Origin of the sequence: Paucilactobacillus wasatchensis (assembly GCF_000876205.1) — a bacterium.
Classification (GTDB): domain Bacteria; phylum Bacillota; class Bacilli; order Lactobacillales; family Lactobacillaceae; genus Paucilactobacillus; species Paucilactobacillus wasatchensis.
The window spans coordinates 1-26,794 of sequence record NZ_AWTT01000015.1; the positions used below are offsets into that span (position 1 = coordinate 1).

Annotated in this window: 24 protein-coding genes and 1 other annotated feature; of the genes, 3 read left to right on the forward strand and 21 right to left on the reverse strand. The window is 42.4% G+C overall.

The window, feature by feature from the left end; all coding sequences use genetic code 11:
* Positions 1-4: 4 nt before the first annotated feature.
* On the forward strand, positions 5-1,414 hold the full coding sequence (gene rlmD, locus WDC_RS03855; RefSeq protein WP_052497788.1) for a 23S rRNA (uracil(1939)-C(5))-methyltransferase RlmD: 1,410 nt from the start codon (positions 5-7) through the stop codon (positions 1,412-1,414).
* Between the two features lie 101 nt (positions 1,415-1,515).
* Here rlmD and WDC_RS03860 read toward each other — a convergent pair whose 3' ends face one another.
* Together WDC_RS03860 and WDC_RS03865 are read right to left on the reverse strand one after the other, a co-directional pair.
* Positions 1,516-3,027 (reverse strand): glycosyltransferase, encoded by a 1,512-nt coding sequence (locus WDC_RS03860; protein ID WP_044010498.1) that lies wholly within the window; start codon positions 3,025-3,027, stop codon positions 1,516-1,518.
* A gap of 1 nt (position 3,028) precedes the next feature.
* The gene (locus WDC_RS03865; RefSeq protein WP_044010499.1) at positions 3,029-4,570 is read right to left on the reverse strand and encodes a glycosyltransferase; all 1,542 of its coding nucleotides are present in this window, start codon (positions 4,568-4,570) and stop codon (positions 3,029-3,031) included.
* Between the two features lie 422 nt (positions 4,571-4,992).
* On the opposite strand from WDC_RS03865, the gene WDC_RS03870 reads away from it, so the two are divergent.
* Positions 4,993-5,400 carry a hypothetical protein gene (locus tag WDC_RS03870; protein ID WP_044010500.1) on the forward strand — a complete coding sequence of 136 codons (408 nt, stop codon included), beginning with the start codon at positions 4,993-4,995 and terminating at the stop codon, positions 5,398-5,400.
* 55 nt (positions 5,401-5,455) lie between these two features.
* Here the strand turns inward: WDC_RS03870 and pyrE are convergent, their stop codons facing one another.
* From pyrE to pyrR, 8 genes are all read right to left on the reverse strand, one after another.
* Complete coding sequence (gene pyrE / locus WDC_RS03875) at positions 5,456-6,064, reverse strand: orotate phosphoribosyltransferase (protein ID WP_044010501.1); 609 nt, start codon at positions 6,062-6,064, stop codon at positions 5,456-5,458.
* A complete protein-coding gene (pyrF, locus tag WDC_RS03880) occupies positions 6,061-6,777 on the reverse strand; it encodes an orotidine-5'-phosphate decarboxylase (protein ID WP_404824764.1) in 717 nt (238 codons plus the stop codon). Before pyrF ends, pyrE begins: the two co-directional genes overlap by 4 nt.
* A gap of 5 nt (positions 6,778-6,782) precedes the next feature.
* Positions 6,783-7,703: a dihydroorotate dehydrogenase gene (locus tag WDC_RS03885; RefSeq protein ID WP_044010503.1), complete on the reverse strand. Its 921-nt coding sequence runs from the start codon at positions 7,701-7,703 to the stop codon at positions 6,783-6,785.
* Between the two features lie 12 nt (positions 7,704-7,715).
* A complete protein-coding gene (carB, locus tag WDC_RS03890; RefSeq protein ID WP_044010504.1) occupies positions 7,716-10,895 on the reverse strand; it encodes a carbamoyl-phosphate synthase large subunit in 3,180 nt (1,059 codons plus the stop codon).
* Positions 10,888-11,985 (reverse strand): glutamine-hydrolyzing carbamoyl-phosphate synthase small subunit, encoded by a 1,098-nt coding sequence (carA, locus tag WDC_RS03895; RefSeq protein WP_044010506.1) that lies wholly within the window; start codon positions 11,983-11,985, stop codon positions 10,888-10,890. Before carA ends, carB begins: the two co-directional genes overlap by 8 nt.
* Entirely contained in the window at positions 11,978-13,255 is a 1,278-nt protein-coding gene (locus WDC_RS03900) for a dihydroorotase (protein ID WP_044010507.1), read from the reverse strand. The genes carA and WDC_RS03900 overlap by 8 nt, the downstream gene beginning before the upstream one ends.
* A gap of 11 nt (positions 13,256-13,266) precedes the next feature.
* Complete coding sequence (locus WDC_RS03905) at positions 13,267-14,196, reverse strand: aspartate carbamoyltransferase catalytic subunit (protein WP_044010508.1); 930 nt, start codon at positions 14,194-14,196, stop codon at positions 13,267-13,269.
* A gap of 168 nt (positions 14,197-14,364) precedes the next feature.
* The gene (gene pyrR, locus WDC_RS03910; RefSeq protein ID WP_044010509.1) at positions 14,365-14,904 is read right to left on the reverse strand and encodes a bifunctional pyr operon transcriptional regulator/uracil phosphoribosyltransferase PyrR; all 540 of its coding nucleotides are present in this window, start codon (positions 14,902-14,904) and stop codon (positions 14,365-14,367) included.
* 435 nt (positions 14,905-15,339) lie between these two features.
* On the opposite strand from pyrR, the gene WDC_RS03915 reads away from it, so the two are divergent.
* Positions 15,340-16,245: a 3-hydroxyacyl-CoA dehydrogenase gene (locus WDC_RS03915; protein WP_044010510.1), complete on the forward strand. Its 906-nt coding sequence runs from the start codon at positions 15,340-15,342 to the stop codon at positions 16,243-16,245.
* Between the two features lie 54 nt (positions 16,246-16,299).
* Here the strand turns inward: WDC_RS03915 and WDC_RS03920 are convergent, their stop codons facing one another.
* From WDC_RS03920 to WDC_RS09815, 11 genes are all read right to left on the reverse strand, one after another.
* The gene (locus tag WDC_RS03920; protein WP_044010511.1) at positions 16,300-17,253 is read right to left on the reverse strand and encodes a ketopantoate reductase family protein; all 954 of its coding nucleotides are present in this window, start codon (positions 17,251-17,253) and stop codon (positions 16,300-16,302) included.
* A gap of 7 nt (positions 17,254-17,260) precedes the next feature.
* Positions 17,261-18,451, reverse strand: coding sequence for a pyridoxal phosphate-dependent aminotransferase (locus tag WDC_RS03925; protein ID WP_044010513.1), 1,191 nt, complete (start codon positions 18,449-18,451; stop codon positions 17,261-17,263).
* 45 nt (positions 18,452-18,496) lie between these two features.
* Entirely contained in the window at positions 18,497-19,282 is a 786-nt protein-coding gene (locus tag WDC_RS03930) for a carbon-nitrogen family hydrolase (RefSeq protein WP_044010514.1), read from the reverse strand.
* 573 nt (positions 19,283-19,855) lie between these two features.
* Positions 19,856-20,518, reverse strand: coding sequence for a methionine ABC transporter permease (locus tag WDC_RS03935; protein WP_044010515.1), 663 nt, complete (start codon positions 20,516-20,518; stop codon positions 19,856-19,858).
* Positions 20,518-21,540: a methionine ABC transporter ATP-binding protein gene (locus tag WDC_RS03940; protein ID WP_044010516.1), complete on the reverse strand. Its 1,023-nt coding sequence runs from the start codon at positions 21,538-21,540 to the stop codon at positions 20,518-20,520. Before WDC_RS03940 ends, WDC_RS03935 begins: the two co-directional genes overlap by 1 nt.
* Positions 21,541-21,684: 144 nt before the next feature.
* A complete protein-coding gene (locus WDC_RS03945) occupies positions 21,685-22,518 on the reverse strand; it encodes a MetQ/NlpA family ABC transporter substrate-binding protein (RefSeq protein WP_044010517.1) in 834 nt (277 codons plus the stop codon).
* A gap of 80 nt (positions 22,519-22,598) precedes the next feature.
* Positions 22,599-22,859 (reverse strand) — a binding site (T-box leader).
* Positions 22,860-22,923: 64 nt separating this feature from the next.
* Entirely contained in the window at positions 22,924-24,021 is a 1,098-nt protein-coding gene (locus WDC_RS03950; protein ID WP_044010518.1) for an iron-containing alcohol dehydrogenase family protein, read from the reverse strand.
* Between the two features lie 21 nt (positions 24,022-24,042).
* Positions 24,043-24,900, reverse strand: coding sequence for a MetQ/NlpA family ABC transporter substrate-binding protein (locus WDC_RS03955; protein ID WP_044010519.1), 858 nt, complete (start codon positions 24,898-24,900; stop codon positions 24,043-24,045).
* Positions 24,901-24,917: 17 nt separating this feature from the next.
* A complete protein-coding gene (locus WDC_RS03960; protein ID WP_044010520.1) occupies positions 24,918-25,589 on the reverse strand; it encodes a methionine ABC transporter permease in 672 nt (223 codons plus the stop codon).
* Positions 25,582-26,613 carry a methionine ABC transporter ATP-binding protein gene (locus tag WDC_RS03965; RefSeq protein WP_044010534.1) on the reverse strand — a complete coding sequence of 344 codons (1,032 nt, stop codon included), beginning with the start codon at positions 26,611-26,613 and terminating at the stop codon, positions 25,582-25,584. The genes WDC_RS03960 and WDC_RS03965 overlap by 8 nt, the downstream gene beginning before the upstream one ends.
* A 41-nt stretch (positions 26,614-26,654) precedes the next feature.
* Positions 26,655-26,792 carry a hypothetical protein gene (locus WDC_RS09815; RefSeq protein ID WP_225349613.1) on the reverse strand — a complete coding sequence of 46 codons (138 nt, stop codon included), beginning with the start codon at positions 26,790-26,792 and terminating at the stop codon, positions 26,655-26,657.
* Positions 26,793-26,794 lie beyond the last annotated feature (2 nt).

Consider the following 26,794-nt stretch of genomic DNA (forward strand, 5'->3'; position numbering starts at 1 on the left):
AAATATGTTTAAAAAACAAGCTCATTTTACTCGTCACACTAACGACCAACCAGTTGAAACCAATGTCGGCGACCGGTTTCCCCTCACTATTAAACGCCTCGGCATCAACGGTGAAGGAATTGGTTATTACAAACGCAAGATTTGCTTTGTTCCCCACGCACTTCCTGGTGAAATCGTGGTGACCGAGGTAACAGAAGCCAATTCACGCTTTCTCCGCGGTAAAATTCATACCATTCGCCAAGCCAGTGCATCTCGTGTTGAACCACGTGATTCATACGCAGATGACGTGGGTGGCTTCGAACTTGAACACCTAGCCTACCCAGAACAATTGAAATTCAAACGAGATTTGGTTGAACAATCCCTGGAAAAGTTCAAACCACGCGGCTATCAACACTACAAAATCCGGCAAACAATCGGCATGGACGAACCCTTTGAATACCGCAATAAGGCTCAGTTCCAGGTGCGCATGATTGACGGTCACGTTGCTGCTGGTTTATTTAAAACTGGGAGCCATGAACTAGTAGATCTCCCGACCTGTGCCGTGCAAATGCCCGTGACAATGAAAGTAATGCGCCAAATGGTTGCTATCATTGAAGCGCTCGAAATTCCGATTTACGATGAAGACCAACACTCCGGCATCATTAAAACACTAGTAGTCCGAGTATCACGTGGTACTGGCGAGGTTCAACTGACTATCATCACAAATTCACCTAAGCTACCACGCAAACGCGAATTGCTGGCGCAGATTGCAGAACAATTACCAGAAGTGACTTCGGTAATGCAAAATATCAATAAGGGCGAAACCCCGCTAATTTGGGGTGACCAAACAGTTCACTTAGCCGGTAAGGACGCCATCACAGAAACAATTGGCGATCTTGATTTTCGCCTCTCAGCACGTGCCTTTCTGCAATTAAATCCGTTCCAGACTGAAGTACTCTATGATGAAACAGCCAAAGCCTTGAATTTAAAAACAACCGAAAATTTGGTCGACGCATACGCCGGCATTGGCACCATTGGATTGTCATTTGCACGTGGAGCCAAGCAGGTTCGCGGGATGGAAGTAATTGAAGAAGCTGTCGCTGATGCAAACTTTAATGCCCAACAAAATGACATTCACAATGCCAGTTACGAGGTTGGTACGGCAGAAGAGCTGTTGCCACAATGGATTAATGACGGCTTTTCGGTCGATGCATTGGTGGTTGATCCCCCCCGTGCTGGATTGGAACCAGAATTGATTGATAGTATTTTATTCGCCCGACCAGCTAAATTTGTCTACGTCTCCTGCAACCCGTCAACGCTAGCACGTGACCTAGTCGACCTAACAGAAGAATACCAGGTTGAATATATGCAACCGGTCGACATGATGCCACAAACGCCAAAGTGTGAAGTGGTAGTTAAGTTGGTCCGACGATAAATAAAAGAGTGGAAAATAAAACTATTTTTTCCACGTTACCACCAGCAAAAAATGAGCTTAAAGGGAGGTTCCCTTAAGCTCATTTTTAGATCACGCAACATTTATTTAACGATCTGCTGCCATTGCTTCCAAATGCTATCAGCACTATAGCGCTCACTCGACTGATAGGCTTTGGCGCTCATTTCTTGTAGCTTAGCCGGCTGTCGCAGTAACTCAATCACGGTTGCCGCAAACTTACTGCCATTATTTTGTGAGATTAACTGACCGTTTTCACCATTTTTAATCAGCTCATGAGGACCATAGTAATAGTCATAACTGACAACTGGCAATCCATGACTGAGCGCTTCAGCCATCGCTAACGGTTGGCCGTCAATGTTACTCGTATCCAAGAATAACTGGGCACTGTCATACGCTTGATTCAATTCCAGCTGATACCCTGCAAATGTAACGACACCGGGTTCATCGAGCTTAAGATCCACCATTTGTTGCTTGAATTTGTCGACATCACCAGCAACCCCATAGCCATAAATTGACAGAGTGGCTGTCTTGACTTTGGTATGAATTGTCTTAAAGATTTGCAGGAGTTGGTCAATTTGTTTATCAAATCCCAAGCGTCCAACATAAATCAAATGATTTTGTTGCCGATCCTTCAATGCTATTTCGTGTGACACAGGATCTGCAATGGCGCCAGAAATGGAATAAATCGGTAACTTTGGCGCACCCAATCGCTGCTTTAAGTCATCTCGTTGGGCATCTGTCATCACAATGACACCATCCAACTGTTTTTGTCCCTCTTTACTTAGTGGATATTGGTATAAATCATTGAGCTGTCCCTTGACTGGTTCAGCCGCATCTTGCGAATGATTGATTGGTAACCACAAATATTTTTTGGCTGCAGCCTTAATATTTAACACCGGTAAATTGGCCATCGCTGGACGATCAGCGATAAAGGTCACAGGCTCGCTATCTTGCTTGGCCAATTCTTCTAGGAAAAAGGCAAATAGATCATCGATCGAATTAAAATAGTAATCGCGCTGATGATAGCCTAGCAAATGATTCAAAGAATTTATTGGCGTGTTGGCGGTTGATTTGACGTAGTATCGTTCCATATACCGCTGACCGTCCGGGCGATACATTACCTGATAAAACAGGTTACCATCCTGCCCAAAAAATTCATCGGCGGCTTTAAATCCACGAATATCATACCGGCTACGCAGGTTCAAATTCCCAGCAGCATCAAAATAATCGATATGATTTACTTGAGCCACGGTGCCAGCAGTAAAATGCACTTCACCCACTAAGCGGTCGCCATCCTTTAAATCGCGGAAATTGTTACCAGTCCCAACTTGATATTCAATTGGTAATTTCAAATCATCTATTTTTAACACATGGCCCGTATAGCTAGCGGTATCAGCAAAAAAATCAAACATATTAATAACGTTATCATCTGTCAGACCAAACTTTTGGATTGTCTGATGCAAAACTAGATCGAAATCACGGGTCACAATTTTGGCACTAGTTTGATGCTGTTCAAATAACTTAACTCGCTTAATTTCAGCATGTTCAACACTCGAATTTTGGTTCAATAAATATTGATTAACAAAATAATACATATTATTGGACCTCCTTTTGCGTCGTATCGTTAATTAACGTCTGCCATTTTTTCATGACATTTTCTTCGGAAAAACGAGCGCTATCTTGATATGCGTGCTCGCTAAATTGAGCTAATTTCTGTTGGTCAGCTAATAATGAAATAATTGCCTGCGCCAAGCCATCAATATCTCCATCTTGCGTCAACACGCCGTCTTGACCATCAATCACAACGTCGGCGGGACCGTATTTAATATCATTAGCAATAATTGGTAACCCATGTGATTGGGCCTCAACCAAGGACAGTGGTAATCCTTCAGCGCGACTTGGTAGGATGAGCAACTGTGCATTGTCATAAACTTCAGCGACATCATTAGTATAGCCACGGAAAGTAATTGAGTTGGTGAGTTGTGCTTGCTTAACCTGTTCCTTTAATGTTTTACCAGTGTCCCCATTTTCGTAACCCCAAAAATCAAGCGTTGCCTGTGGAAACTTGGCGGCAACCTGTTGCCATGCTTGAATCAGATGATCCTGCTGTTTTTCAGGAGACAACCGTGCCACCATTACCACGCTATATGGTGTTCGCTTACTAAAATCGATTGGGGCCGCATTCAGCGTTTCAGCAGGGACAATTGGACCAGGAATTTGATAGATTTTAGTTGTATCATCAGTAAAACGGTCCTGAACATCTTTTTGTTGCTGGGTGGTCAAACAAATCACACCATCCCAGTCCGCAAAATGGTTCAGTCCCCAAGCATAGTTATAATTCAAGGTTGAATGCAACATATCCTCCGGATCATTCACGTGGTCATTATGCAACTGACATGCCCGAAAAACATGATGTTCCATGTGTAACACTGACCAGCCCAATTCGTACACCCGGTCGATAATCAAATTCACACTCTGATCTGTTTGCTTTTGTTGGTCGATCACCAGCTGATCGTAAAAGAACCGCGTCAATTCATCAAAATCATCGAATTGATAGTCGGCACCATGAAAATTGAATAAATGGTACGCCACCGTTTCCTTGTCGCGCCGATTCAATAAATGCGTTTTTTGAAGTGCAATCGAACCATCCGGTCGCAAATAATTTTCAGTCGTGATGTGACTGTCCCAATCGTACACTTGCTCCACTGAAATAAAGCCGCGAAAATCATACCAGTCAACCTTCAACAATTTACCAAAATGGTCAAAATACTGCACGTTTTCGATGCGTTTATCAGTTTCACTGTGACGCCGGATATAGAGCATCCGCTGCTTGTCCCGGTAAAAATTGTAGTTAATGCCATCGGCAACCCGTTTCCAGCTCGAATCAAGTTGTAAGTCTTGAATCATTACAGCCGGTTCATCGATTGCCTGTGCGTCTTGAAAATAGTCGTATAAATTAATTAATTGAGTATCATCAATTCCAGCTTCACGGGTGACTTCATGCAAATCCGTGGCAAATTGGCGGGTCACAATTTTGGCCGGCACGTTAAATTGATTAAATAAGTTTAGTCGTTTGATTTGTGCGTGTTCAATGCCAGATTTCTTTCTTTGAATATTGTCATTCAAAAAATAGAACATTTAATCTCCACCTTTAAGTGTTAGTTTTATTTAGTAATCCATTTCATTTTACGTGTTATCGCCAATTTGTTCAAATTAGGTTGTATGAAGTTAGTGTGATCTTTTTTTCATTGGTATTTATTTACTTTTACACTATTTCGTCTTTGCTGCAAAAACGTGTGAACAGCCACAGAAGTCTCCGCATAACCATAAAATAAAGCAGATGATTCGTGGAGCGAATCACCTGCTTTTAATTTTCCTTGCTCTCTTGCCGAAACGTGTGAACAGCCACAAAAGTCTCCGTATAACCATAAAATAAAGCAGATGATTCGTGGAGCGAATCACCTGCTTTATTTTACCGTTATACTCCGACTTCTTATCGTGGCTGTTCACACTCTGATATGGTATGATGAACGAACAGTTAAAAGGGGGAAATTGTTTCGATGCAAGATCCATTTAAAAATCAAAATGATCCTGACAACCAAAATCAGAATCAGAATCCATTTTCAAATTTACCATTACCACCAAACTATGCGACCGTGGTTAATCCAGATAATGGGCAGGTGCGCGCCGCTAAAGTTGGTATTTCGTGGACCACACTTTGGTTTGGCCCTATTCCTGCAATGCTGCGCGGTGATTGGTACAACTTTGCCTTAATGATTGTGCTTGATTTAATTTACTTCATGGGCATTTCAATGTTACACATTCAAGTTGCACTTCCCGTTCCAGCCCTTGTTTTTGGTTTTCTTTATAATATGATGTACTTCAAACATCTATTTACCCTGGGTTATCAACCAGCCGACGAGCATTCCAAACAAATTTTGACCCAAAGTCGTTACTGGAAAGAATAAAATATAATCACCATTCAACGAATTCACTCACTGAATTTGCTGAATGGTGATTTTTTTATTGTCGCCATTTACGTAACACGGCCAACTGTTCTTCAGTCACAAAATTCTGTTGTTTAGCTACTTCAATTAGGGTGTCATAATTAGTTACCGTTGGAAAATTCAATCCAGCCGCTGAAAAATTATCAACAGCGCTAGGTAATTGGTAACTAAAAATGCCAGCGATGCCAAGCACTTGAGCTCCCGCATTTTGGACCGCCGTGGCTGCCTGCAGCACACTTTGACCCGTTGAAATCAAATCATCAATTACTACCACTCTTTGATTTTGTTTTAGTACACCTTCAATTTGGTTCCCCTGCCCGTGATCCTTTGGCTTGGACCGGACATAAATTAGTGGTAAATTTAACCGATCAGCAACCCAAGCAGCATGGGGAATTCCAGCTGTAGCAGTACCGGCAATAACTTGCGCATCTGGATATTGTGCTCGGATAATCGCCACCAAGCCATCGCAAATCAAATTACGCACCTTGGGGTATGAAATAGTTAGTCGATTATCACAGTAAATTGGACTTTTTATGCCGCTCGCCCAAGTGAATGGGTGGTCCGGTCGTAACGTCACGGCCTGGATGGACAATAGTGATTGGGCAACTTCTTGAGCAATATTCATTTTGATTCCTCCATAAATTCCGTTGCAATCTGCTGGTAGGCTTTTCGTGGGTCCAATGATTGTGTAATTGGGCGGCCCACCACAATACCATTACTGCCTAATTGTCGTGCCTGCGTCGGTGTGACAATCCGTTTTTGATCATCTTGTTGTGCATCGACAGGTCGAATTCCCGGGGTAATACATAGAAACGATGGCGCCACCACTGCACGAATTAATTCAACTTCCTGAGCGGAACAAATGACTCCCGGTAATCCCGCCGCTTCACTCAGTCGGGCATATGATTGCACTGATTCTGATAACGAAATGTTGACGTGTTGCTGTTCGTGTAATACATACTCATCGATGGAGGTTAGCTGTGTGACTGCTAACAGCTTGGCCGGTTCAATCCCAGCACTGCGAGCACCACTGATTAAGCCACGTTGCCCGGCCTCAAGCATCGCTGCACCACCGGCGGCATGAATCGTGGTCAATTGCACTCCTAGCTCACCGATCACCTTCATTGTCCGCGCCACCGTGTTGGGGATATCATGTAATTTTAAATCCAGAAACACGCTGAAACCAGCCTGCTGAATTTGTTTAACAATTGCTGGACCAAAATGATAAAACAATTCCATTCCCACTTTAATCGTCGGGCGCGGCTCGACAGATAATTGTTCTAACAACACTGTTACCTGACCTAAATCGGCCACATCGAGTGCTACAATCGGTGTCATTCTAATCAAAATTGTACCTCCTGTAACTGGGCCAAATCGTCGATACCATAAAAATCCATCACCGTTGGTAATTGCGCAATAATCTTGGGGCAGCTCAGTGGGTCGTGGAAGTTGGCTGCGCCAATTTCAACTGCGTTGGCTCCAGCCATCATCATTTCTAAGACATCCTCAGCGCTGGAAATACCACCAACACCGATAATTGGTAAATCACAAATTTGGCGAACTTTATGAATCATTGCCAACGCCATTGGCTTAATTGCTGGACCTGATAACCCACCCGTGCCATTAGCTAATACCGGTTTTTGAGTCGCCAAATCAATACTTAAACCGGTCAATGTATTAATCATCGTCAAACCAGCGGCACCACCCCGCTGAGCAGCTAGTGCAATCGTTGTGATATCGGTAATATTTGGCGTTAATTTCACGTACAACGGTACCTGACTGACGGCAACACATTGGTTAGTTAACTCCGCCACTGTGTCAGGGTCCGTACCCATTGCCAAGCCACCATGCGCCACATTCGGACAAGAAACATTGAGTTCGATCGCTGTCACGTTGTCAGCTTGATTGAGCTTTTGCACAACTGCAACATATTCGTCAATGCTGAAACCGGCCGCACTGCCGACAACTGGTAATTGGGGGAAGTTTGTTGCTAACCACGGTAGTTTGTCGCTGACAGTTTGATCCACCCCGACATTTTGTAATCCGTTCGCGTTCAGCCAGCCACCTGTAGTTTCAGCTGTGCGCGGTTTCGCATTGCCCTCGCGTGGCGCCACCGTAGTCGATTTAATAACTAACCCGCCGAGAACGTTCAAATCAAATCGTTGCGCAAATTCCTGACCATACCAGCAAGTTCCGCTTGCTGGCATAATCGGATTTTTCAAATCAAGTCCCGGTAATTTTACTGCCAATCTATTACTTGCCATCGTTTGTCCTCCCTAAATCGCATCCACTAGATATGCTTGACTGACCAACATTTTTACCACCGCCGCCAGGGTATCAAGTGAAGTTAGCACTAAAATACCGTGACTAATGGCCAACGCTCGAATCTGGGCGCCGTCGCTGACCGCAGCTGTACTATCATCAATCGTGTTGACTACCAACGCAATTTTTTGGTGCACCAATAAGTTTGAAATTTGATGTTCATCCTCACTTAACTTGGCAACTTGCTGTTGAACTGGTACATTTGCCTGTTGTAAGCACTCACTCGTGCCCTTAGTTGCATACAAATTAAATCCTAGTTGACTGAGTTGCCGAGCTAATGTAATTGCCTCTGCCTTTTGCGCATCGCTCACAGTCAATAAAATATTACCGTGAACTGGTAAATTAATTTTGCTAGCCTGAAATGCTTTATAGAGGGCTTTTTCAAATGTGACATCGCTACCCATCACTTCACCAGTTGATTTCATCTCCGGTCCCAGTAAACTGTCGACCTTGTTTAGCTTACTAAATGAAAAGATTGGGGCTTTAACATGGATTAATTTAGTGGTTGGTTGAATTCCAGTCTGGTAACCTAACTGGGCTAATTTTTCACCCATAATGACCCGCGTGGCAAGTTGTGTCATTGGTACCTTGGTTGTTTTACTTAAAAATGGTACGGTCCGACTGGCACGCGGGTTAACTTCGATCACGAACGCTTGCTTTTCATGAATAACAAATTGAACATTCATCAAACCAAAGCAGTTTAATGCGTGAGCTAATTTAATTGTCGCCTGCTCGATTTGGTTAATAATATCTACAGACAATGTTTGCGGTGGATAAACAGCCATGGAGTCCCCCGAATGAATCCCAGCGCGCTCAATGTGCTCCATGACCCCTGGAATAACCACTGTATCACCATCGCAAATGGCATCGACTTCACATTCTTTGCCGGTTAAGTAGCGGTCTAATAATACCGGGTGGTCATGAGAAACTTCGATCGCCGCATGCATATAATGATTTAATTCAGCTTCATCATGCACGATTTCCATTGCCCGGCCACCTAACACGTAACTGGGCCGCACTAATAATGGATAGCCGATTTGATTTCCAATCGTCAGTGCCGCTTCATTAGTAGTGGCAGTCGCACCAATAGGTTGCGGAATATCTAATTGTTGAATGATCTGATTAAATTCATCGCGATCTTCGGCTCGGTTAACATCCGCCACTGTCGTACCTAAAATTTTGACTCCGCGTTGGGCTAGCGGTGCCGCCAAATTAATCGCCGTTTGACCACCAAATTGCACGATGATCCCGACTGGTTGCTCCAACTCAATTACGTTGAGCACATCCTCAAGCGTTAATGGTTCGAAGTATAACTTATCCGAAATTGAAAAATCGGTCGACACCGTTTCTGGATTATTGTTCATAATAATTGCTTCGTAGCCCACTTCTTTTAGCGTTTGGACACAATGAACCGTGGCATAATCAAACTCAATTCCCTGACCAATTCGAATCGGTCCTGAACCGAGCACTAACACGGACGGGCGCTTGTCTCTAATACTCTCATTTTCCATTTCATACGTGCTATAAAAATATGGTGTTTGCGAATCAAATTCCGCTGCACATGTGTCAACCATTTTATACACCGGTAAAATTTGGTATTTGTGCCGCAACAGTCTAATTTTGTCAGCCGTTGTGGCCCATGACTGAGCAATCAGTTCATCGGTAAATCCATTTTGTTTGGCCAAGCGCAATAATGCATCATCCCCGCTGGCTTGTTTCAATTGAACAGCAATTGACAAAATGTGACTCAATTTATCAAGGAAAAACAAATCAATTTTAGTTAATTCATGCACTTCATCCATTGACCACTGCCGTTTTAGCGCTTCGACCACACAAAAGAGGCGGTCATCCCTGGCATTAACCAAGCGGTCGGCCAAAACTTGATCATCTAACTGCGCCAGTCTTGGTAGCTCCAGCGATTGCGTTCCAATTTCTAACGAGCGAACTGCTTTTTGCGTTGCCTCTTCAATATTGCGGCCAATTGCCATTACCTCGCCGGTAGCTTTCATTTGCGTGCCAAGCAGTCGATCCGCATGGCTAAATTTATCAAACGGCCAACGTGGAATTTTACAAACAACATAATCCAATGCTGGTTCAAAGGCAGCAAAAGTGGTTTGTGTAATTGGATTTTTAATTTCATCTAACGTTAATCCCACCGCAATTTTAGCAGCCAGCTTAGCAATCGGATAACCTGTGGCTTTTGAGGCTAGCGCAGACGACCGACTAACCCGCGGGTTTACCTCGATAATGTCATACTGGTAACTATTTGGGTCAAGCGCCAATTGGACGTTACAACCGCCCTCAATTTTAAGTGCCGAAATCAATTTCAACGCCACATCTCGGAGCATTTGATATTCACGGTCGGACAATGTCTGTACTGGTGCGTATACAATTGAATCACCGGTGTGAATTCCAACCGGATCAAAATTTTCCATTGAACAAACGACCATCGTATTGTCATTATGATCACGCATCACTTCAAATTCAATTTCTTTATACCCGGCAATACTTTGTTCGATTAATACCTGGGTAATGGGTGACAATGCCAGCCCGTTAGCCGCCACTTCATCCAGCTCGTCAATATTATCTGCAATGCCGCCCCCGGTGCCCCCAAGCGTATAAGCTGGCCGAATAATTACTGGAAAACCAATCTGGCGGGCAAATTCTTGCGCTTGTTCCACCGTAGTTACTGTTTTGGATTGCGGCACTGGTTCGTTTAATTGTTGCATTAATTCCTTGAATTGCTCACGGTCCTCAGCCTGATTAATCGACTGTAAACTGGTACCCAGCAACTCGATCTTAAACGCAGCCAGCACACCAGCTTCATCTAATTGTTTAGCTAAGTTTAAGCCGGTCTGCCCACCGACCGTTGGCAAAATGGCATCCGGTCGTTCTTTTCTGATTACTCGGCTGACAAATTCGAGCGTGAGCGGTTCCACGTAAACTCTGTCCGCAATTTCAGGATCGGTCATGATAGTTGCTGGGTTAGAGTTAATCAAAACAACTTCATAGCCCTCCTCTTTCAGCGCTAGACACGCTTGTGTCCCTGAATAATCGAATTCAGCCGCCTGGCTAATGACAATGGGACCAGAACCAATCACTAATATTTTGTTGATATCCTGTCGTTTAGGCATGAGTTGCAGTCCTCCTTTGCCGTTGATAACTGGCAATATTTTCTAAAAAATCATCGAATAGATGACTGGCATCGTGTGGGCCTGGCGCCGCATCTGGATGAAATTGAACCGAAAAGGCAGGGTATTGTTTGTGCCGTAATCCTTCAATTGTTTGGTCATTGATCTCTTTGTGGGTGACTAGCAGTTGAGTTTGCTCAATTGAGCCAGCTGCTACTGCATAACCATGGTTTTGTGCCGTAAAGTCAATGCGGTTGGTGGCAATTTCGCGCACCGGATGATTGAAACCGCGATGGCCAAATTTCATTTTGAATGTATCGGCGCCATTGGCGAGTGCAAATAATTGGTGGCCCAGACAAATGCCAAACAGTGGTACCTGTTGTTCGACCGTTTGAATCATCTCAATTGCTTGTGGTACATCTTTCGGATCGCCCGGTCCGTTGCTAAGTAGTACACCATCAGGTTGGTAATTTAGGACCTGTTTGGCCGTTGCAGTTGCTGGCAACACGATGACATTGCACTGCCGTTGTGCCAGTTCGCGCAGAATACTGTGTTTCAACCCGTAGTCCACCACGACAATTCGCAAACCAGTATTAGGGTTAGGAAAGGCATTTTTAGTCGTGCTTTGTGCCAATAAATTAGTGCGTCGTTTGGTAGCATGGTGGTCAATAAATTGCTGCGCTTGTTTCTTAGTATCAACTAACGCAGCGTTCATGGCGCCAGTGGCTCGAATCTTTTTAGTAATCGCCCGCGTATCAAGCCCGGTAATGCCAGGAATTTTATGCTGTTGCAAAAAATCAGCCAAGCTCATTTGATTACGCCAATTGCTTGCCCGGCGTGCCAATTCATGCACTACCACGCCAGCCGTTGTTGGTGTAACTGACTCATCGTCATCAAAGTTAATGCCATAATTACCAATTAACGGGTATGTAAACATTAAAATTTCACCATTGTACGATTGGTCGGTGATCGATTCTTGGTAACCAGTCATTCCCGTATTAAAGACCAGTTCACCATTCGTCGTGGTATCAGCACCAAACGCTGTGCCTACATAAATACTGCCATCTGCTAAAACTAAATATCGTTTAGTCATGATTGGAATCCCTCCGATACACAATCTGGCCATTTACTAACGTCATTACAGTGCCACCGTATACCGATTGGCCGATAAATGGCGAATTATGCCCTTTAGATAAAAATTGGTTGGCTGCAATTGTAGTGCTATGTTCTAAATCAAAGATTGCCAAGTCAGCCGGATCACCGATTTTTAATTGACCGACATTCGTCAATTTAAAGATTTGGGTAGGGGCAATGCTCATCCACTCGATCAATTTGTGCAGTGGCCAAATTCCCGAAGAAACAAATTTTGTATACAAAAGAGCAAAGGCAGTTTCCGAACCAACAATGCCGTTTGGTGATGCCAACAACCCTTGGCCCTTTTCTTTATCAGTATGGGGAGCATGATCAGTCGCAATCATATCGATTGTGCCATCCATTAATCCGGCAACGCAGGCCAACCGGTCAGCCTGACTGCGCAGTGGCGGGTTCATTTTATACTGTGCATCGTCGTCAACGATGTTCGTATCATCCAGTAACAAATGGTGAGGAGTGACTTCGCAGGTAACGTTCACGCCACTTGCCTTGGCAATTCTGACTAGTTCAATACTTTCTTTGGTCGAAACATGACACACATGGTAATGAACCCCGGTGGCCTGCGCTAAAACTAAGTTCCGAGCAATTTGAGCAGTTTCGCTAACATTGTTAACGCCCGGCATCCCTAATTTTTGAGCTGTCGCACCTGCGTTAATGACACCGCTTTGCGTCAAATCCATGTCCTGTGCGTGGTCACATAATGGCAGCTTGAGTGCTGCTAATTGCTTCATTGCAGTTAACATCACATTGGCGTTGGTAATGCCATCCCCGTCATCACTAAAGGCAAAGGCTCCAGCGGCTTGCAATTCTTCAAAATTCACAACTGCCTGTCCCTGCCGGTGCTTTGTTACCGGTGCATATTGTTTTATTTTTACCGTCCCAGTTTGGTTTAACTTAACCTGCTGCATAAATAGCTCCCCGTTATCTGGTGTGGGATTAAGGTTCGCCATCGCACCAATTGTCGTAAAACCACCGTGGGCAGCAGCAGCACTTCCTGTTTTGACCGTTTCTTTATTAGTAAAACCAGGCTCACGTAAATGCACATGAACATCCACTAGCCCGGGGCTAATGAACGCATGCTGCAAGTCCACCACCTTGTCAGCAGTATCGTCTCCATTAAATTGTTTGATTCGCCCGGCTTCAACCAACACATTCAGCGCTTGTAGCTGGCCCGCAACAATACCACAACCATTTTTTAGTAATAAACTCATTTGCGGTCCTCCTAGAGTAGATTTTGGAACCGTAGCAACCGACTGATAATCGCCATACGAACGAACACACCATTTTGCATTTGCGTAAAAATTCTTGATTGTGGACTTTCGACCAACTCATCATCGATTTCAACACCACGATTAACCGGTGCAGGATGCAAAATAATTGCGTTTGACTTCATTTGGGTCGCACGTTGTTTAGTCAGACCGAACTGCCGCCGATATTCACTTTCATCAAATTGGGCATCCGCCGTACCATTAATCCGTTCATGCTGGACACGCAATAAATTGATCACGTCCATTTGGGGCAATAATTCATCAAAATCACCATACTCGCCATACTTAGCAAGCGAAGCATCAAACCAATCTTTCAGGCCAGTGAAGTATACCTTTGCGCCTAGTCGCCACAACATCTCTGCGTTAGAACGCGCCACCCGTGAGTGACAAATGTCACCATTGATCAACACCTTTAAATCATGGAAGCAGTTAAATTGTTCCAAAATAGTCATCATATCAAGCAAACATTGCGATGGATGTTGGCCAGCACCGTCACCAGCATTGATTAATCCAATGTGCAGGTTTGTATTTTGCGTCAGTTGCAGATAATAATCAGTTTGGGGGTGCCTGATGACAGCCACGTTCACACCAATTGATTCAACTGTTTTTAATGTGTCATATAAACTTTCGCCCTTGCTAATTGAACTGGTGGCCGCGTTGAAATCCAACACTTGCATGCCTAGTTTTTTTTCAGCCATTTGGAAGCTCGTTTTAGTCCGCGTGGAATTTTCGAAGAACATATTAATTGCATATGCTGGGTGCAGCAACTCTACTTGCTTACCAGCTTTAAATGCTTGCGCTTCATGAATTAAATCCAATGCATCCTCAGCATCTAATTGGTCGATGGTTAATAAATTTGCTTGGGTTCGTTCAGTCATCATCATTGTGATCATCCTTTCATTGTCTGCACAAAAAAACACTTAGCTAATCATTCCCTGATTAACTAAGTGCTCTTAGTTTCGATTGTAGAATCCCTGCTCAAAAGTTTATGCAAAGATTTTACTGCACCGTTTTGTTCTCTCAGGAAACAATTAAATGGTTCAGTGACAATATTATTCTATTTTCTCAATTGTGATGTCTTCATGACCATCATATTCTTCCATCGCAACATTGACCTGTTCGTCCATGGCAGTTGGAATGTTTTTCCCAACAAAGTCAGGACGGATCGGTAATTCACGGTGGCCACGATCAACTAATACAGCCAAAGAAATCTTCTTTGGTCGGCCTAAATCCATCAGTGCATCTAACGCTGCCCGAACCGTACGACCAGTGAACAACACATCATCAACTAAAATGACATGCTTGTCAGTAATATCAACTTCAATATCTGACGACGTAACTGTTGGTTCAATATGGTGATCCGGAACATGTCGATCATCGCGATAAAGTGAAATGTCTAACTCACCAACCGGAACGTCAATTTGTTCCAACTGCTTTAGTCGCTTGGCCAGCCGTTTAGCTAAGAAAATTCCGCGAGTCTTAATGCCAACAAAGACAAGGTCATCAACACCCTTATTTTGTTCGATAATTTCATAAGTAATCCGGGTTAACGCCCGTTGCATACTTGATCCATCAACAACTTCGTGTGCCACCACTTTCAGCTCCTTTTTTTAAAAAAGACCTCTTAACCGTTGAGTTAAGAGGCCCTAATATTTTCTACCGGAATCCTTCTCAGCCTCGCGGGACTAAGTTAAAGGTTATTTGTATTGTGGTAAGTTTAGCTGAAAGAATCAGGTGTGTCAATACGTTGGCAGAAATAATCATGGCTTTTAGACCAAAATAAGCACCATTTGTTGCTCGGTAGCATCAAAATATCAATTTCAAACAGAGTATCAATGCTTTTTTTTCACAAGTAATTTTAGTTGTAAACACATCTCTTTGCTTGTATATTTGAGATGCTGCCAAGCACATTAATTAGATCCAAAACAGCGTTTGGATTGGTCTACTAAATAGCGGTCACTTCAGTAAGTATTTTTCTAGTGAATTTTTTCCTAATTGATAACTCACAGAAGGGACTGAATCTAGCCATGGACGTAAACAAAGTTGTAATTTTAGGTGGCGGTGTATTAGGTAGTCAGATTGCATTTCAAAGTGCTTTTTCGGGAATTGAAACGGTGATTTATGACATTTCAGATAAAGCAATCAGCGCTGCCAAAGAAAAAATAGCGACTTTACCACCACAATACAAACGTGATCTCGCTGTCAGTGATGACCGCCTCGCAGTTGCGGCAGCCCAATTGTCATTAACCACTGATTTGGAATCGGCAATTAGTCACGCGGATGTCATCATTGAAGCAGTACCGGAACGACTCGATATTAAAAAATCGTCATATGCGAGCTTGCAGCCATATATCGGAGCTAATACATTGGTACTAACTAATTCATCAACATTACTTCCCAGTCAAATAAATGATTTTGTCCCAAATAAAGAGCGCTTTTTAGCAATGCATTTTGCTAATTTAATTTGGCTTCACAATGCCGCAGAAATTATGTGGGCACCTGGTACACCACAAAACACAATTGACGATGCCGTTAACTTTGCTGAGCAAATCCAAATGGCACCGTTTAAAATTTCAACTGAAATTTCTGGGTACGTGATGAATGCTCTTTTCCTGCCACTTATTAATGCAGCACTGCTTCTTTGGGCTGACAAAGATTTAGATCCGATCATGATCGACCAAGATTGGGTTGTTAGCATGGGAGTAGACCGGGGGCCATTTGGCTTCGTCGATATTATGGGCATTAACACCGCCATCAACATTGAAACTGGCTTCTATGAAAATACAAAAGATGAACGTTTCAAAAAAGTTGTCGCCAAGTTAACGAAGGAATACCTTGAAAAAGGTAAGATGGGCGTTCAAAGTGGCGAGGGATTCTACAAGTATCCAAAGCCACTTTATCAGCAGCCTGAATTTAGACCTACCGTTAAATAGAAAAATAAGGAGTAATTCGTTGACCGTCTCGACGAATTACTCCTTATTTTATATTTACCGGTACTGACGTGTATTCTCCGCTAAATGAACTAAATTACGGAGAAAATCATGCGTTGATGCTTCGTAGTTAGACTGCTTGCCTAACTCGTAAATATAACCATTAATGTAATCAACCTCAGTTGGCCGATTTTTACTCATATCCTGATACATTGATGGGTAATGGAGTGGGTTGGTGTCACGACTAACATGTTCGATTGTGTCCCACTCTTGTTGCCGCGTATTTAAGAACGTAATGTCCGCCCGTTCACAGACATCAAACGCTTCATTAATTAGCTGTTTACCTAATTTTTCGGCCCCCGGATAGGCAATAAATTGCCCCATCTGAATTTCAAATAAGGTACAAATCGTATTAACGACAGAATTAAAAATCACTTTAGCCAATAATGTACCTAAGAAATTGGTCGTTAATGTCGGATTAAGGTTCGCCTTTTGAAAATCAGCCACAATCTGGTTGGTGGTTTCATCAGGTTGTTCCGTTTGATTAGCCAAGTTCATTGAGCCAGCCCCTGCTGCACCAATAAAATCAACGTCCCCAGCCTTATTCAGAACGGTTCCAATCAAGGCTGTTCCACCAATCACCTTTTGTGGTTCAAAATATTGGTCTAGCTTTTCAATGTGCCCCATTCCATTCATCCCTGTAACAGCATACTGATGGGGCTTAAAGAAATGCGCGCTACGCTGCAATAAATCAGCTAATAACATTTGCTTTGAAAAAACGACATAGACATCTGGATTTCCCGTATATTCTTCTGGTGTGTAAATATTAACGGGCACTAAATGCCGGTTCTCACCATCCCGCGAAACATAAACACCATTTTGTTGTTTAATAGTTTTCACTTGTGGCTCCCAGGTATCAACAAAATCAACATCAAATCCTGCTTCTTGCAATAAAACACCGTAGCGCAAACCCATTGCGCCAGCGCCTAACACCGTATATTTCAAAGCCATTTTGTCACTACTCCTTTACCTGATCAAAGATATGCAACTTATCAATTCGTTCGACAGCTTCTACCAGTCGTTCTGGTTCGATTAATAAACCAATTCGAACGTAACCTTCACCTTGCTCACCGAAGCCATTACCGGGTGCCACCCCAACCCCAGCTTCATTAAGCAATAAATCAGCAAATGATTCACTAGTATAACCACTCGGAACTGGCATCCACACATAAAAAGCACCACCAGGGTTAATTGACCGCCAACCAATTTTTTCAGCGGCACCAACAAATGCATTCCGCCGTGTTTCATATCGTTCCACAATTTGCTTAATTTCGTCATCACGGCGTGGATCTTGTAACGCATCAATACCAGCCTGCTGCAGCGCAGGGAAAACGCTAACGAAAAGGTGATCTTGAATTAAATTAATTGCTTCAATAATGTCAGGATTACCAACCGCAAAAGCAATTCGCCAACCGGCCATGTTAAAGGTTTTTGAATAAGTATAAAACTCGATTCCGACCTCTTTAGCACCTGGCGTTTCCATAAAACTAATTGGAGCTTGATCATCAAACCCAATTGCTCCATAAGCAAAGTCACTGATGACACCAACGTGGTACTGCTTTGCCCAACTGACGAGGTGTTCATAAAATTCACGAGTGGACACTGCTCCAGTTGGATTATTGGGATAATTAATATAAATTAGCTTAGCCCGGTTAGCCGTTTCTGCCGGAATGGCGTCAAGGTCTGGTAAAAAGTTATTTTCTTCCTTTAGTGGAAATGTTTCGTAATTTGCCTGACCTAACGCAGCTCCTGACAAATAATCTGGGTAGCCAGGATAAGGGAGCAAGAATGTATCACCAGGGTTCATCAGTGCCCATGGCAATTCAACTAGCCCAATTTTGGAACCGCCTAAAATTGCGACCTCTTTATCAGGATCAAATGAGGCGCCATATTTTTCTAGGTAAAAATCACTCGCTGCTTTTTTTAAACTGGGTAAGCCACGAAAAAGAGAGTATTTATGGTTTTCAGGTTTAGCAACATTTTCCTGGGTGCTTTTGACAATATAATCAGGGGTAGGTTTATCTGGATTACCTTGGCCCAGGTTAATCACGTCGACCCCTGAAGCTGCTTTTTTGTTAACTTTGGCAACCAAATTGGCAAAAAATTGTTTTGGTAACCCTTGTAATAATTTTGACTCTGGAAATTCCATGTTGACTCTTCCTTTCATAACCTGTGTGAAGTATCCGGTGCTATTCTAGCGATATAGTTCTGGACGCCGATCCGCAAACACTGGAATCTGACCACGAACTTGCTCAATTGAATCTAAATCGATGGTTGCTACCACCAGTTCCTCTTGTTCACCTGCTTGGCTCACAATATTGCCCAATGGATCGATCACTAGTGAATGGCCATTGAAGTGGTTGTCGGGGTCATCCCCAACTCGATTCACCGCCACAACAAACGACTGATTTTCAATTGCTCGTGCCCGTACCAATATTTCCCACTGAGGAATTCGAACAGCGGGCCAGTCAGCGGAAACATACAACACTTTGGAACCATGACGGCTCAGTGTCCGCAACCATTCTGGAAAGCGAATATCGTAGCAAATCACACCAGTACTAGCCACATTTGCTAATTCAAATGAAACTTCACTTGCACCAGCAGTGATATACTTTTCCTCGTTCATTAACCCAAATAGATGCACCTTATCATAGGCACTAACAAGCGCTCCTTGAGCGTTGACCACATAGCTAGTATTGTAAAAATGACCGTCTCGTTTGATTGCTACAGACCCACCGACAATATTGACATGGTACTTGACTGCCAATTGTTGAAGAAATTCTTGGGTGCGCTCACCATTTAGATCTGCAATCTGCTCGAGTTGATCCAGAGCATATCCCGTGTTCCACATTTCGGGAAAAACAACTACATCAACCTGTTTAGCTGCAGCCTGTTCCACATACTTGGCCACTCTGGCAAAATTATCATCTGGTGTGGCAAATGTGATATCAATTTGAGCTAACGCTATTTTAAGTGTCATTGTTGGATCCTCCTTGTTTGACTGCTGGTGACTGATAGGTACACTATGTTTTTTCCTTTTATTGACTAAACGTGTTCGCCAAGCGCAGACGCCTTACGGCTAAGGGACTAATGACACAATTCGCATAAACCTCGCGAGTTGTCTGCTTCCTTTTTTTAATGACTAAACGTGTTCGCCAAGCGCAGACGCCTTACGGCTAAGGGACTAATGACACAATTCGCATAAACCTCGCGAGTTGTCTGCTTCCTTTTTATTGACTAAACGTGTTCGCCAAGCGCAGACGCCTTACGGCTAAGGGACTAATGACACAATTCGCATAAACCTCGCGAGTTGTCTGCTTCCTTTTTTATTGACTAAACGTGTTCGCCAAGCGCAGACACCTTACGGCTAAGGGACTAATGACACAATTCGCATAAACCTCGCGAGTTGTCTGCTTCCTTTTTTATTGACTAAACGTGTTCGCCAAGCGCAGACGCCTTACGGCTAAGGGACTAATGACACAATTCGCATAGACCTCGCGAGTTGTGTCATTAGTCCCTTAGCCCACGGCGTCTTAACGCGCTTGCTCACACTCTAATCTTTTTTCAACCTTGCCGACACCACATTCCCAATTGATTGAATCAACTGCACTAAAACAATCAAGATAACGATGGTGACGTACATTACGTCTGGTTGGTATCGTTGGAAACCGTATTGATAGGCGATATCCCCTAATCCACCTGCTCCAACTAGTCCAGCCATTGCGGTTGCCCCAATTAGACCAATGGCCGCAATCGTTAAGCCTCGGATAATACTACTTCTGGATTCACGCACCATAATCCGCCAGATAATGTTGCTGTTGCTGATTCCCATCGATTGATATGCTTCAATCGTCCCTGGGTCAACTTCCAATAAAGAAGATTCCACCAACCGACCAATATATGGCCCAGCATAGACAACTAACGGTAGTATCACGCCACGAATACCAATAGTAGTTCCTGCTACTAATTTTGTAATTGGCAAAATTAAGAATAACAAGATGATAAATGGCAATGACCGCAGAATATTAATGAGCCAGTTTGTAATTGAATAAACAGTTCTATTCGGATGAAGGCCATCAGCGCGCGTCACTACCAACAGCACGCCAATTTGAATTCCAATTACAATTGATAAAATAAACGTGATCGAAGTCATTGCTAAGGTTTGGCCAAAGCCGGCCCAGATAACTGATCCCCAGGTATTAATAAATGTTTGCATTAGACTTCAACCTCCTCAACGTGCACGTTTTGATCACGAATATATTGTAATGCTGCCTCGTATTGGCTACGGTCATCTGTTTTTAGATAGACCAGCAATCGACCATATGGCTCGCGTTTCATATAACCCATGCTACCGGCCAAAATGTCCGGCGTAATTTTAAACTTTTCCTGCAGCTGTGATAACAATGGATTATTAGCGCTATCACCGACAAATTGTAATGACACCAACTGCTTTGTTTCTTGATACGGTGCCAAAATATCACGCGGCACCCCTAACGTATCACTAACTCCCGCAAATCGTTTGGTAATTTCTTGCTGCGGTTTCGTGAAGACATCAACGACGTTACCTTCTTCAACAATCACTCCTTGATCTAGGACAGCCACTCGATCACAAATTCGCTGAATAACTTCCATTTCATGAGTGATTAGAAAAATAGTAATGCCTAACTCTTGATTGATTTTTAATAACAAAGACAAAATTGATTCGGTTGTTTCAGGATCCAATGCACTTGTCGCTTCATCCGACAACAGAATTTTGGGCTCATGTGCTAATGCACGTGCTACCGCCACTCGTTGTCGCTGTCCGCCAGAAAGCTGTGCCGGAAAACTATCCCGTTTCTCCCATAAATCAACAATCTTTAAGTATTTTTCAGCTCGTTGTGTTGCTTCTGTTTTATCAATACCCTCCAGAGTAAGTGGTAAGACAATGTTTTGAAAGACGTTCGCTGTTACCAATAAGTTATAGCTTTGAAAAATCATGCCAATTTTGCGGCGTAACTTTAATAAATCTGGCTTCGACAAATCAGCAACAGATTCACCATTAACGATCACCTGCCCAGATGATGGCTTCTCTAACCCATTAATCATGCGGATTAGCGTACTTTTACCAGCGCCAGAATAACCCATCACTCCGTAAATTTCACCATCGGCAACGTTTAACGATACGTTTTCAACTGCTTTCACATGCTTATTTTTTTGTTGACCTGCAAATGTCTTTGATACGTTTTTAAACTCAATCAAGCGAGTTGCCCTCCTTGTGTGTGGCTGAAACGTGCTCCACAAGCCAGCTTCCTAACATATAAGCAACTTAAGCGTTATTCATAAAAACCACGAATCATGCTTAAGTGCCTTATACCGCGGAAACTAACCGTCTTGTTCCGCACGCTACTTCGATACAATCACCGAGCCACCGAATTCTTTGTCGATATAGTTTTTAACTGTCTTTGAGTGGTAGTACTTGTCTAATTGCTTGATAACTTTATCGTTCTTGTGACCCTTGGCTACAACAAAGTAGTTAGGGTATGGATTGTTTTTGTACTTTTCGTGATAGATTGGTTTGATCTTCTTTGATAATCCTGATGAGTAAGCGTAGTTACCATTAACAGCAGCTGCTGTAACTTCATTCAGTTGTTTTGGTAATTGAGCGGCGTCCAATTCAACAATCTTCAAATGCTTAGGATTTGAAGCAATTGTGTTCTTGGTAGCATTTTGGCCAACACCCTTTTTAATCTTTAATACACCGGCCTTTTGGAATAGTTCCAAGGCACGTGTTTCATTGGCTGGATCATTAGGAACGGCAATTGAATCACCATCTTTTAAATCGCTCAATGATTTAAGACTATTAGAGTAAATCCCCATTGGGAATGCAACTGTCTTAAAGGCGGCAGAGAACTTATAATTCTTGTCTTTCTCTTGTTGTTGCAAGAATGGCAATGTTTGGTAACTATTGGCGTCTAAGTCGCCTGAGCTAAGTGATGAATTTGGGGTGTTGTAATCGCTAAAGACCTTAATCTTAACATCCAAGCCATCTTTTTTAGCTAGCTTCTTAACTTGTTGTGTAATCTGTTCGTGCGGCCCGCCAGTCACACCAATTGTAATTGACTTGGTGCTCAATTCCTTACTCTTACTGTTACCACAGCCAGCCAATCCGCCAACTGCTACCAGTGCTACTGATGCTACAACCAATAAACGTTTCAATAATTTGTGATTCTTTGTCATGTTAAATTCCTCCCAATAAATAATTTCTAATTAATTAACGAACCAAGGCAAAATAAAAAGCCCGCCCCTTGCATATAACTGCAAAGGACGAGCATTCACCCGTGGTACCACCTTAGTTTGTAATTTTCTCGCGAAAATTATCTCGGTAAGTCGCAACAATCATACGTCTATAATTGTTAGGACTTGGTTTTAGTAACGGGTACCAACCCGGTGTTAACTTAGAATTTCCTCATCAACACATCATTCAGAGACCATCTTCGAATTATTACTCAACTCCCTTGCACCAACCGGAAGCTCTCTTAATAAGTAATTGGTTCTACTCATCTCTTCATCATGTTTTAATTAACTATTAATTTAATGTAAATTAGTCTAATCTATTTTTAATGTTGTGTCAATAGTCATTAATTATTTTTTTGCTGTCGCGCTAGTAATTTCTTCTAATACCAACATTGCTTGTTTGACTGTTTTAGTATCAATTGGCAGTGGAATCAGGTGCATCGTAGTCTCCTCATCAGCTGATGCCGCTGCAATTTTATCAATATCAGCAGCTGTAATGCCATCCAAATTTAACTCATGTAAATTCGTGGGGACACCGATTTCACGATAAAATGGAAGCAACGAATCGATTTCATCAAAATGCTGTTCAATTGCTAACTGCACTAAGATGCCATAACCAACTTTTTCCCCATGCAGCAAAGTTGCTGTCTCTGGAAATAACGTTAGTGCGTCATGAACTGCATGTGCTCCCGTTGAACGAGCATATGAATCACCCCAGCCACCCACAGTTCCAGCCGTAACAATGATCGTTTCGGCCACTTTGCGCCAAATATGTGTCAAAGAAACGGCCTTCATATCAGCAATTGCTTGACTCGAATATTGCAACAACACATCGCGACACTTATTAGCCATCAAGCGTGAAATTTCCAATGCTGTCGTGTATTTTTCTTCAGGCAACTGTTCAAAAATCAGCTCTGATTCATAATACTTGGCTAATGTATCCGCAATGCCCGCCACAAAGTAGTTAATGGGTGACCGTAAAATGACTTCTGGGTTTAACAGCATTAGATCGGCCGTTTCTTTATAAATCTTATGGTCAATGTGCTCACCATTTGCCTGATAGTGCACACTCAACGCCGACCAGGGTGCAAAGTTACTAGCCAAAGTTGGAATTAACACTAGTTTCAGCGGTGTGCCAGTAGCCACACTTTTCGCTGTATCCAGCACTTTGCCGCCACCCAAGCCAATAATCATCTGGGCTTGTTGGGCTGTAACAATTTGTTTCACCCGGTTGATTTCTTCGTACGAACATTCACCATTAAATAATACATCGGTGACGGTGACATCTACCGGGAAATCAGCTAGATAGGGCTGTGCGGCAGCTAATGATTTTGTACCATGGAGAAAAACCAGTCGTTTGACTCCCAATTCAGTGATGTACTGTGGTAATTGTTGATAGGCGGTAACATCCGATATATAACGTTGTGGTCCACTTTGTGAAATCATTTTGACCCTTCTTTATTTTATTTATTTAACTTTAAAAGCTGGTGTGTACATGTGGTTAAATGTTTTATTCATAACTTTAACAATTGATTTTGTTTGATATGCCTGCACTACTTTTTTGTAAGTTGCGTTGTTTTTATCGCTGGTTCGAACAGCAATCACATTAATCCATGGCTTGTTAGTCTTGTCAGAATAATCGAATGATGATTTGTAAATGGCATCGTCAATTGGATCCTTATGACTTGCTTTAACAAAGTTACTATTGGTAATGCCAGCAGCAAAATCTGGCAATAAATTCATGATCTTAGCTGGATCCACTTGCACAATTTTCAGTTTGAGTTTATTTTCTGTGATATCTTTGATTGCTGGTGTGTCACCGGCCTTGGGGTCAATTTTAATTAAGCCGGCTTCTTGTAACACACTAAGTGCACGGCCAGCATTCACCACGTTGTTTGGAATGGCAATCTTATCACCAGATTTTAATTGCTTAATATTTTTAATTTTATCTGAGAAAATGTTGAGCGGTGTTAGATAAGTTTGACCAATGACGCTGAATTTATAATGCTTTTCTTTTTCTTCTTGGTGCAAGAAAGCATAGTGCTGAAATGCGACCATATCTAACTCTTTATTATTCAATGCTTCGTTAGCCAAAATACCATCAGAAAATGACACTGGCTTAACCTTGATGTGTTCGCTTTTTAGATTTTTGTTAACTTGTGTCCACAGTGGGTTATCAGTTGTCCCGACAACGCCTACCTTAATCGTTTTAGTTGCAGTTTTAGCATCGCTTTTACCACAACCGGTTAACACTCCTGCAACTCCCACAAATATTAATAATGTTGCCAATCCATAAATTAATCTCTTACCCCAATTTTTTTTCATAATATTATCGCTCCTTTTTAATGAGTTGCTCTCCTGCTAATTAATGTCCCGATGATTTGGACAATTGTCACAATGACTAGTAGTACTAAAATACAGGCAATGGTGGAATCTTGTTCATTTTGTTGGTAGCCATACTGAATCGCAAAATCGCCAATTCCGCCACCACCAACGACACCCACAATGGCGGTTAAACCCACTAGCGAGATGATGGTAATCGTGGTAACCCTGGCCATGCTGCTAATGCTTTCCTTCAAGTAAATCGACCAGATAATCTGCATTGGTGATAATCCCATCACTTGCCCTGATTCAATTAAGCCTTCATCCAATTCATTTAATGAAGATTCAATTTGACGGGCAAAAAATGGGACGATTCCGACGATTAATGGAAAAATGGTACCCTTGACTCCAATTGCGGTGCCAGAAATAATGCGCGTCAACGGAATCAAAGCGGCAATCAGAATAATGAATGGTATTGAACGAAATAAGTTGATAATTTTGTCCAAAATATTCCAAATGATCAGGTTACTCAAAATGCCATCCTTTTTCGTCACCACTAAAATAATTCCTAAAATCACACTGATAATGAACGAAATCGTCCCAGTAATAGCCAACATTTCCAGAGTTTGATAGATCGCAGTTTTGAAGATCGGAAAATTAAAAACGACATTGGGAAAAATCTTGTCAAGCATGGTCTAGCACCTCCAGACGAATATTTTGATCATTAATATATTGTACAGTGGCTTCAATATTAGCTTTAGTTCCGTCTAAAATAATAACCAACCCACCTAATGGTTTTTGTTGCAAAATTTTAATATCACCAACGATGATATTTGCGTCAACTTCAAATTGTCGAGAAATATGCGAAATCAACGGTTCAATCGCCTCAGTATTGACATAAGTAATTTTGATCAGTAACTGATTGTCGACCAGGTGCAACAAATCGCTATCAAGCACCTCATCTGGTAAATTTAATTTGGAGGTGGTTGAAATAAATTTACGTGTTAACTCTTGTTGTGGATCTGCAAACATCGAATAAACATCACCTTGTTCAACTATTTTGCCGGTATCCAAAACAGCCACGTATTCACATAAATCTTCGATTACCTGCATTTCATGTGTCACCACCACAATGGTGATACCAAGTTCGTCGTTTAACCGCTTTAGCAGTTTCAAAATATCAGCCGTCGTTTGCGGGTCTAAAGCACTAGTTGCCTCATCACATAATAGAATCTGTGGGTCGTTAACTAAAGCTCGCGCAATCGCAACCCGTTGCTTTTGCCCACCTGATAACGTTGAAGGATAAACGTCCAATTTGTCTGGTAATCCAACCAATTCTAGCAGTTGGTTAACTTTGGCTTTAATTTCATCTTTTGCTAATCCACTATATTTAATCGGTAACGCAACATTTTCAAACACAGTTCGCGACGGCATCAAATTAAATTGTTGAAAAATCATGCCAATTTCTTTCCGTCGTTCCCGTAATTGTTTATTAGGAATATTGTTAATCACTGTATCGCGAAAATAAACATCCCCTGTTGTTGGTTTTTCAATTCCATTGATACACCGAATTAACGTTGACTTCCCGGCACCGCTGTATCCGATGATGCCAAAAATACTACCTTCATTAATTGTCAGATTGACATCTTTTAACACCTGTAATTCTTGTTTGTCATTTTTTTCAAATTCTTTACTGACGTGGTCAAACCGAATAATTTCACTTGCCACCATCTACCACCTCTAATCAACTTCAGTTTTTAATATTTAAGTCGGCCTAATCTAACACCGGCTTCTTGCAACACTGTTTTGTCATGAATTAAACTCATTCGAATAAAGTTTTTACCACCGGAACCAAATCCAATTCCAGGTGCCACCACAACGTTGGCCTGCTGCAAAA

What these genes read in the sequence shown, in the direction of transcription:
- WDC_RS03900 (WP_044010507.1), bottom strand. Translation starts at nt 13,255, where the DNA reads ATGAGTTTATTACTAAAAAATGGTTGTGGTATTGTTGCGGGCCAGCTA.
- WDC_RS03920 (WP_044010511.1), bottom strand. Translation starts at nt 17,253, where the DNA reads ATGGCTTTGAAATATACGGTGTTAGGCGCTGGCGCAATGGGTTTGCGC.
- WDC_RS03915 (WP_044010510.1), top strand. Translation starts at nt 15,340, where the DNA reads ATGGACGTAAACAAAGTTGTAATTTTAGGTGGCGGTGTATTAGGTAGT.
- WDC_RS03865 (WP_044010499.1), bottom strand. Translation starts at nt 4,570, where the DNA reads ATGTTCTATTTTTTGAATGACAATATTCAAAGAAAGAAATCTGGCATT.
- WDC_RS03870 (WP_044010500.1), top strand. Translation starts at nt 4,993, where the DNA reads ATGCAAGATCCATTTAAAAATCAAAATGATCCTGACAACCAAAATCAG.
- WDC_RS03925 (WP_044010513.1), bottom strand. Translation starts at nt 18,451, where the DNA reads ATGGAATTTCCAGAGTCAAAATTATTACAAGGGTTACCAAAACAATTT.
- WDC_RS03945 (WP_044010517.1), bottom strand. Translation starts at nt 22,518, where the DNA reads ATGACAAAGAATCACAAATTATTGAAACGTTTATTGGTTGTAGCATCA.
- WDC_RS03955 (WP_044010519.1), bottom strand. Translation starts at nt 24,900, where the DNA reads ATGAAAAAAAATTGGGGTAAGAGATTAATTTATGGATTGGCAACATTA.
- WDC_RS03905 (WP_044010508.1), bottom strand. Translation starts at nt 14,196, where the DNA reads ATGATGATGACTGAACGAACCCAAGCAAATTTATTAACCATCGACCAA.
- pyrF (WP_404824764.1), bottom strand. Translation starts at nt 6,777, where the DNA reads ATGACACCGATTGTAGCACTCGATGTGGCCGATTTAGGTCAGGTAACA.
- carB (WP_044010504.1), bottom strand. Translation starts at nt 10,895, where the DNA reads ATGCCTAAACGACAGGATATCAACAAAATATTAGTGATTGGTTCTGGT.
- WDC_RS03930 (WP_044010514.1), bottom strand. Translation starts at nt 19,282, where the DNA reads ATGACACTTAAAATAGCGTTAGCTCAAATTGATATCACATTTGCCACA.
- WDC_RS03935 (WP_044010515.1), bottom strand. Translation starts at nt 20,518, where the DNA reads ATGCAAACATTTATTAATACCTGGGGATCAGTTATCTGGGCCGGCTTT.
- WDC_RS03860 (WP_044010498.1), bottom strand. Translation starts at nt 3,027, where the DNA reads ATGTATTATTTTGTTAATCAATATTTATTGAACCAAAATTCGAGTGTT.
- WDC_RS03885 (WP_044010503.1), bottom strand. Translation starts at nt 7,703, where the DNA reads ATGGCAAGTAATAGATTGGCAGTAAAATTACCGGGACTTGATTTGAAA.
- WDC_RS03950 (WP_044010518.1), bottom strand. Translation starts at nt 24,021, where the DNA reads ATGATTTCACAAAGTGGACCACAACGTTATATATCGGATGTTACCGCC.
- carA (WP_044010506.1), bottom strand. Translation starts at nt 11,985, where the DNA reads ATGACTAAACGATATTTAGTTTTAGCAGATGGCAGTATTTATGTAGGC.
- pyrE (WP_044010501.1), bottom strand. Translation starts at nt 6,064, where the DNA reads ATGAATATTGCTCAAGAAGTTGCCCAATCACTATTGTCCATCCAGGCC.
- rlmD (WP_052497788.1), top strand. Translation starts at nt 5, where the DNA reads ATGTTTAAAAAACAAGCTCATTTTACTCGTCACACTAACGACCAACCA.
- WDC_RS03960 (WP_044010520.1), bottom strand. Translation starts at nt 25,589, where the DNA reads ATGCTTGACAAGATTTTTCCCAATGTCGTTTTTAATTTTCCGATCTTC.